Genomic DNA, 5,754 nt, shown 5'->3' with positions numbered 1-5,754 from the left:
GGGTCGGCTATATCCCGGTGGATACGGTAACCGGTGTCGCGGAACAGCTTTATTATTCCGGAAAATCGAAGGAATTCGTCTGGCGTCCCATCGAAGGTGACATGGACTGAACACCTATAGGCCCGCTCGTTCTATTGAAGGGGTGACGGGCTTGTATTCGCAATTACGTTTCCCGGTGCGGAAATTGGTTCGAAACCTTATTCATCTATAGGCACTTGGTAGACATACCTTTTCCAGGTAGGGTCAATACCTTCAATGAACGGATTTGTGAGCCGGTACACTTTTCGCTCCGAAAGCCTGGCGAACTTGACGCTTTCCAAGTATTTGTCCTCCCATAAGCGAAGCAGTGATCCGTCATCATAAGCTTTTAACAATCCTTCGTGGATGCGTGCAATCAGCTCCTGGTTCTCTCTTGAAGTTACAAGGAACCTAGGGAGTGGATAATAGATCACAAAGGTCTCGTCGAAAGTAAAATTGTCGAGGTTCTTGTGCGTTGTCCATTCTCCGAGCAGTTCGTTGGCACCGCGCAAAAACAATTCACTCCTATTGTGGGCGATCATGCTAAACATGGCTTCGTAATCGGAGCCAACTTGGACGTTGAAGCCGTGATACTCCAGAATATCTGTGTCCAGCCAAGAGATTCCTTGGAGGATCTTAAAGGACTTTAGTTCCTCAAGAGTATCGACATTTATCAATCTTTGTTTTGTTTCTTCCGAAACGAAGGCAACCCTGTAGCCGACAATTCCAAGATCCACTGGAAACGGAATGGCATATAAATCGGTGGGCAACTTGTTGCTTACCGAATACTTGAAGATGTAATTGGGATACTTTTTACTTCTGGCGGTTAGAATTGTTCTCGCCCAATTTTGTCCCTGAGGTGTTTCTCTGACTAGATAATCACCGTATTCGTCTTTTGTTTTGTCGAGAGCCAGTCTGATGACCGCCTGGTCATATTCATATCGTGTATCAACAAACGATTCTCGCCCCTGCACCGTAACCTGCATCTGTGCGTTTGCTGTATGCGCTGGAGAGACCGTTGCAATTGCGGAAACAAAGAAAAACAAGGCCTTTGTAATGGCCGATTTGCTGCGCCTTCTGTTCGAGTGACCTGGCATGGTTCGTTCACAGTAATATTGCAACAGTTTCCTGTGAAATTTATTTGTAATTTCTTTAGTCCTGTCAATTGCGATAAAAAGCAATATTGGCGTGGAACTACGGGTAACATCGAAAAGTATCTGCCTATTATTTTCCGGGAAGACGTATATTGGGTGTATTTTATTATCTTGCAATCTTTAGGACGGTGTATCGCAACTTTTGTCAGCGGTCAGACTTGGCCGGTTGCGGAGCTGGCTTCCAGACCTTGCGAGGTGTTCATCCCCGGACCTTCGAATGTCAAAAATTCCAGGGAAACTCTTTCCGGTAGTGTCTTTCCAGCGCGCTCAGCAAATGAGCGCGCGTACCGCCGTCCTCCGTGCCGCGTTCCTGAAGGTGCCTGTCGAGGAAAAAGCTTGTCAGTGCAAAGCCCTGGCAAACGTCGAGCCATGTCAGCTCACTTCCGGCCTGCCGCTGGCCTTCCAGCAGGAAGGAGGGCAGGGGCAGGAGCTTGTCGTGGTAGGGCAGGCCTGCCTCGCGGCTGACGGCACGCGCCGATTTCGGAGAGACATAGGCGAGGTCGTCGGTGGTTCCCGTCGCGGCGCAGGACGTCAGATCGAGACCGATGCCGAGTTCGCCTAAAGTCTCCAGTTCGAACCGTACCAGCAGGGCGGACGCCGCATCCGCGGGTTCCAGATTGTCGAGGACAACGTTTAGGGCATTGAAGAGGCGCGGGTAGGGATGGCGCTCGGGCAGGAGTCTCATCAGGAAGGCGAGATGCTGAAGGCTTGCCAGTCCGACGGAACTCGTCATCAGGTCGCCGGCGCGCAGATTGACCGGTTCGATCTGGAACTGGCCGAGGTGGTCGGAAAGACGGGCCTTCCACGTCAGGTCCAACTCGTTGCCGGGTTGGAGAACGGGCCGTTGGCGCCGGGAGCGGCCGCCGCGCACCAGCCCGAGATGCCGGCCCCTGTCGAGCGTCAGCGCTTCGAGGATGACATCGTTCTCGCCATGTTTGCGGGTGGTCAGCACCACGCCGCGCCCGGTCCATTCCAAGAGCTGGCTCCCAGTTTACGTCAGGCGCGGAGTTTGGCGGATTCTTGTTGTCGATCCAATTACTTTGGAAACTCCAGACCCATTTCCCGGTAGCGTTCCGGATCGTCGGCCCAGTTCTCGCGCACCTTTACAAACAGGAACAGGTGCACCGGCGCCTCGATGATCTCCGAGATTTCCGCCCGCGCCGTCTGGGAGATCGCCTTGATGGTCTGGCCGCGCTTGCCGAGCACGATGGACTTCTGGCTGTCCCGTTCCACGTAGATGGTCTGTTCGATGCGGGCGGAGCCGTCCTTGCGGGTCTCCCAGCGCTCGGTTTCCACCGTGGAAATATAGGGCAGCTCCTGGTGGAGGCGCTCGAACAGCTTTTCCCGTGTGATTTCCGCCGCCAGGATGCGCAGGGGCAGGTCGGAGGGCTGGTCTTCCGGATAAAGCCACGGGCCTTCGGGAACCTTGGATGCGAAATAGTTCAGGATGGCTTCGGTCCCGTCGCCGGTCAGCGCCGAGATCATGAAGGTCTCCTCGAACTTCACGTACTCGTTGGCCTTTTGCGCAAGCAGCAAGAGCTTCTCGCGTTTGGCGACATCTGTCTTGTTGAGGATCAGCACCTTCGGGGCGGACTGGCTGGTGAGCCGCTTGAGGATGTTTTCAACCTCTTCGTCGATGCCCTTGCGGGCATCGATCAGAAGCGCGATCAGATCCGCGTCCCTTGCCCCGCCCCAGGCGGTGTCGACCATGGCCCGGTCAAGGCGCCGCTTCGGCTTGAAGATGCCGGGCGTGTCGATGAAGACAAGCTGGGCCTTGTCGTGCATGGCAACGCCCCGCACGATGGTGCGGGTCGTCTGCACCTTGTGGGTGACGATCGAGACCTTGGTGCCGACGAGCTGGTTGATCAAGGTCGACTTGCCGGCATTCGGCGCGCCGATCAGCGCAATGAAGCCTGCCTTGGTATCGCTCGGCATGGCCGCGACCGGATCGGGCAAGGGAATGTCGAAGCGGCCTTGCGGCGCCTGGAAGACGGTGTCGTCATCCATGTTGTCTTCGGTGTCGTCGCCGATGTTGTTTTCGTCGCTCAAGGTTCTTCTATTCCTTCCAAACGCCTTCGCGGCGGAGCACGGCCTCGGCGGCATTCTGTTCGGCGATCCGCTTGGAACCGCCTTTACCTTCACCCGGTCTCAAGCCTTGAACGTTTACGGCAACGGTGAAATTCGGCGCATGGTCCGGTCCGTCGCGCCCGGTCACCTCGTAACGCGGTGTCGGCAGGCTTTTCGACTGGGCCCACTCCTGCAGCGTCGTCTTGGCGTCCCTGAGTGGTCCCGACCAGGATAGCATGCGCGGCTCCCAAAGCCGCTTCACAAAACGTTCCGCGGCCTCGAAACCGCCGTCCAGATAGATGGCGGCGATGATCGCCTCGCAGATGTCGGCAAGCAGCGCCATTTTCTTGCGGCCGCCCGTCTGGGCTTCGGCCAGACCGATGCGCATCGCATCGCCGACGCCAAGTTCCTGCGCGATCTCCGCACAGGTTTCGCGCTTGACCATGTGATTGTAGCGGCGGGCGAGTTCGCCTTCGTCGGCCCTGGGAAAATGCTCATGCAGGGTCGAGGCAATGACCAGGCCCAGCACGCGGTCGCCGAGGAATTCCAGGCGCTGATAGCTGCCCGAGACGGTTTCCGAGGGAGCGAGCGCGCTGGCGTGCGTCAGCGCGACCCGCAACAGCTCCAGGTCCTTGAAATCGTATTGCAGCGCCGCCTTCAGGGCCGAGATGGGATTTTGTTGTTGTTTTCTTGTCATGCAGCCTGCTTTGCTAAGCGGTCGCCCGGGGGGTCCCCTGGCGACCGTGACCGGAATGCGGGCCGGTCAGAGTGTCCGGCCGATCCGGTTCCAGCGAACGTCCCACGGCCAGCGCCAGAATTGATAGGCCGGTGTTCCGTCCTTCATGGAGAAGAACAGGATCTCCGCCCGTCCCATGAAGTTTTCGAAGGGCACGTAGCCAACCCTGCTGAGAACCCGGCTGTCCTGGGAATTGTCCCGGTTGTCGCCCATCATGAAATAATGGCCTTCGGGGACCTTGTATTCCCGCGTGTTGTCCAGCTCGCCATGGGTCGTCAGGTCAAGCGTGTCGTAGGATACCCCGTTCGGCAGGGTCTCGCGGTAGCGCGGCACCCGGCGGACGACGCCGGAAGGCGACTGTTCGATATAGTCGTCGATGCGCTCGCGCTTGACCGCTTGGCCGTTGATGTGAAGAACGCCGTCGATCATCTGGATCGTGTCGCCCGGAAGCCCGATCACCCGCTTGATGTAATCGATGGAGGTATCCGTCGGCAGCTTGAAGACGGCGACGTCACCGCGCTCAGGTTCCGAACCGAAGATGCGGCCGGAAATGGGCGCAAATCCGAAGGGGAAGGAGAAGCGGGAATAGCCGTAGCTGTATTTGGAAACGAACAGGTAATCGCCAATCAGCAGCGTGTCCTTCATGGAGCCGGACGGGATGTTGAAAGGTTGAAACAGAAAGGTGCGCACGACCAGTGCCAGCAAAAGCGCCTGGACGATGACCTTCAACGTCTCGTAAAGGCCACTTTCCTTTTCTTTCCTGTTGTCCGTCACGCTCATCTTATCCCTTAAAAACATGTTGTCCGGAAATCCGGAAGGCGATACCGCAATCTTGCGGAACTCTTAGCCGTTCGGGCCTTTGGAAGCAATGCTGCAGGTGCGCCCCGTGTTCAGGACGCTCTTTCAAGCGTCCGGCCCCTGTCTTCACCGGCGCTTCAGGCGCTGCTGTCTTCTTCCATGGCCGTGCTGGGCGCCGGGAACAGCCGGTCCGTCTTGCTTGAGAGGCTTTTTTTCCGACGCCGCTGATAGACTTCGACACTCTTGTAGACGATCACGTAGAAAACCACTCCCACGACCAGACCGACGGGCACCGCGCCGATGAACATCGGCTTGACCATGGGCAGAAGCGCATCAAGCGACTTGGAAAACAGTCCGCTCTGAAACTGCTGATGAACTTCATGCGGGCCGGCTTCGGGTGTCCGGCCGATCAGAACCCACTGGCCGATCTTGTAGGTCGACGCCCAGATGAACGGGAAGGTCAGCGGATTGCCGACGGACGTCCCGATTGCCGAGGCAATCAGATTGCCGCGCAAGATATAGGCAATGGCGAATGCAGTCAGGAAATGGAAGCCGACCAGCGGCGTGCAGGAGGCAAAGGCGCCAGCGGCAAAGCCGATTGCAATTGCATGAGGGGTTGCCGTCAGCCGCAGCACCCGCTTGCCGAAATACCGGGTCGACCGGGCCCAGCTGTGCCGGGGCCACACGGCGACACGCATGCGCTCGATGCGGCTGGGTCTATTTCTCCGGCGAAACAGCATGGGGTTACGGTTGGCTCCACTCGCTCACTTGGGTCACTCAGCTCAGCCCGCGGCTTCCCGGCTTGACCGCCGGCAGGGCGGCCAGTTCCGGCGGCAGATTGTCCGGCTCGTACGCCGGCACCTTGTACTGCGCCAGGGAAATGACCGGCACGGAAGCGTCCGCTTCCCCGCCGGACCGGTCGATCAGACAGGCAACAGCCAGAACTTCAGCACCAAGAGCTTTCAACGAGGTTACCGTTTC

Annotated in this window: 6 protein-coding genes and 1 pseudogene; all 7 read right to left on the bottom strand. The window is 57.8% G+C overall.

All coding sequences use genetic code 11. From position 1 onward, the window contains the following. Window positions 1–197: 197 nt before the first annotated feature. Window positions 198–1,115 carry a hypothetical protein gene (locus ACQY7U_RS12840; RefSeq protein ID WP_428645016.1) on the bottom strand — a complete coding sequence of 306 codons (918 nt, stop codon included), beginning with the start codon at window positions 1,113–1,115 and terminating at the stop codon, window positions 198–200. A 277-nt stretch (window positions 1,116–1,392) separates the two neighbouring features. Further along, window positions 1,393–2,148, bottom strand: coding sequence for a DNA repair protein RecO (recO, locus tag ACQY7U_RS12835; protein WP_428645014.1), 756 nt, complete (start codon window positions 2,146–2,148; stop codon window positions 1,393–1,395). A 59-nt stretch (window positions 2,149–2,207) separates the two neighbouring features. Continuing rightward, complete coding sequence (era, locus tag ACQY7U_RS12830; RefSeq protein ID WP_428645017.1) at window positions 2,208–3,107, bottom strand: GTPase Era; 900 nt, start codon at window positions 3,105–3,107, stop codon at window positions 2,208–2,210. Between the two features lie 121 nt (window positions 3,108–3,228). Beyond that, window positions 3,229–3,936: a ribonuclease III gene (rnc, locus tag ACQY7U_RS12825; RefSeq protein ID WP_428645012.1), complete on the bottom strand. Its 708-nt coding sequence runs from the start codon at window positions 3,934–3,936 to the stop codon at window positions 3,229–3,231. A gap of 66 nt (window positions 3,937–4,002) precedes the next feature. After that, on the bottom strand, window positions 4,003–4,755 hold the full coding sequence (lepB, locus tag ACQY7U_RS12820) for a signal peptidase I (RefSeq protein WP_428645011.1): 753 nt from the start codon (window positions 4,753–4,755) through the stop codon (window positions 4,003–4,005). Between the two features lie 155 nt (window positions 4,756–4,910). Then, window positions 4,911–5,513, bottom strand: a complete 603-nt coding sequence (locus ACQY7U_RS12815) for a DUF2062 domain-containing protein (RefSeq protein ID WP_428645010.1) — start codon at window positions 5,511–5,513, stop codon at window positions 4,911–4,913. A 37-nt stretch (window positions 5,514–5,550) separates the two neighbouring features. Beyond that, window positions 5,551–5,754, bottom strand: a pseudogene (locus ACQY7U_RS12810) (orotate phosphoribosyltransferase); the annotation flags it as partial.

Origin of the sequence: Roseibium sp. (assembly GCF_050301095.1) — a bacterium.
Taxonomy (GTDB): Bacteria; Pseudomonadota; Alphaproteobacteria; order Rhizobiales; family Stappiaceae; genus Roseibium.
This window is presented reverse-complemented; position numbering and strand designations above follow the sequence as displayed.